This is a genomic window from Acinetobacter sp. YH12235 (assembly GCF_013417705.1).
GTDB lineage: Bacteria > Pseudomonadota > Gammaproteobacteria > Pseudomonadales > Moraxellaceae > Acinetobacter.
On sequence record NZ_VPDL01000071.1, the window covers coordinates 1 to 1168 of the forward strand.

At 59.8% G+C, this 1168-nt stretch carries 1 protein-coding gene and 1 pseudogene; both read right to left on the bottom strand.

What is annotated here, in order from left to right; all coding sequences use genetic code 11:
* Positions 1-248, bottom strand: a pseudogene (gene glmM / locus FTV13_RS15570) (phosphoglucosamine mutase); the annotation flags it as partial.
* An 86-nt stretch (positions 249-334) separates the two neighbouring features.
* The gene (gene sul2, locus FTV13_RS15575; RefSeq protein WP_001043260.1) at positions 335-1150 is read right to left on the bottom strand and encodes a sulfonamide-resistant dihydropteroate synthase Sul2; all 816 of its coding nucleotides are present in this window, start codon (positions 1148-1150) and stop codon (positions 335-337) included.
* Positions 1151-1168: the final 18 nt, after the last annotated feature.

Below are 1168 nucleotides of genomic sequence, written 5' to 3' on the forward strand. Positions count from 1 at the left end.
TACGTTGTCGGCAGCGGGCCAAAAAGGAATACGTCCATGCCCATCGAGGTGAAACCGGCTGTGAGCGCGGGTTCAAGCATATAGCCCGACAGGCGCGTATCCTTGCCGATCACGACACGATGGCGGTGGTCACCGCGACGAAAGACACGGCCAGCCGCCATGCCGACGCGCAAGGCGGTTTCCGCCGTCATCGCGCCTTCGTTGGCTTTGCCACGAATACCGTCTGTGCCGAAATATTTGCGCACCATAAGGTCGATTATCCTGTCGTCGGGTCGCCCTCAAAGGGGACATGCCTGCTGAACCGCGAATATAGAGAAATATCCCGAATGTGCAGTTAACGAATTCTTGCGGTTTCTTTCAGCGCCGCCAATACCGCCAGCCCGTCGCGCAAGGGGCGCGGCTCGTGTGTGCGGATGAAGTCAGCTCCACCTGCGGCGGCGGCAAGCTCTGCAGCGAGTGTCGCGGCCCCGACATCCCCCGGACCACGGCCTGTGAGCGCGCGCAGAAAGGATTTGCGCGAAACAGACAGAAGCACCGGCAAATCGAAGCGCAGCCGCAATTCATCGAACCGCGCCAGCACCGAGAGCGAGGTTTCGGGAGCAGCCCCCAGAAAAAACCCCATGCCGGGATCAAGGACAAGGCGGTTGCGTTTGATACCGGCACCCGTCAGCGCCGCGATGCGCGCGTCAAAGAACGCCGCAATGTGATCCATGATGTCGCCAGCGGGTGCCTCGCGCCGATCTGCCTGCCCGTCTTGCACCGAATGCATAACGACGAGTTTGGCAGATGATTTCGCCAATTGCGGATAGAACGCAGCGTCTGGAAAACCGCGAATATCATTGAGATAGGCCACACCACGCGACAAGGCATAGGCTTGCGTCGCGGGTTGATAACTGTCGAGCGAGACGGGAATGCCATCTGCCTTGAGCGCGTCCAGCACCGGCGCGATACGCGCGATTTCTGTGTCGGACGAAACAGGCGCGGCGTCGGGATTGCTGGATGCCGGACCGAGGTCGATCACATCTGCCCCCTCGGCCATCAGCTTACGCGCCTGCGCAATGGCTGCGTCTGGCGCCAGATACCGGCCTCCATCGGAGAAACTGTCCGAGGTTATGTTGACGATGCCGAAAATGATGAGCGATTTATTCATGGGGGCTTCTATAATAAT

Coding starts and splice junctions, on each gene's coding strand:
- sul2 (WP_001043260.1), bottom strand. CDS start 1,150: ATGAATAAATCGCTCATCATTTTCGGCATCGTCAACATAACCTCGGAC.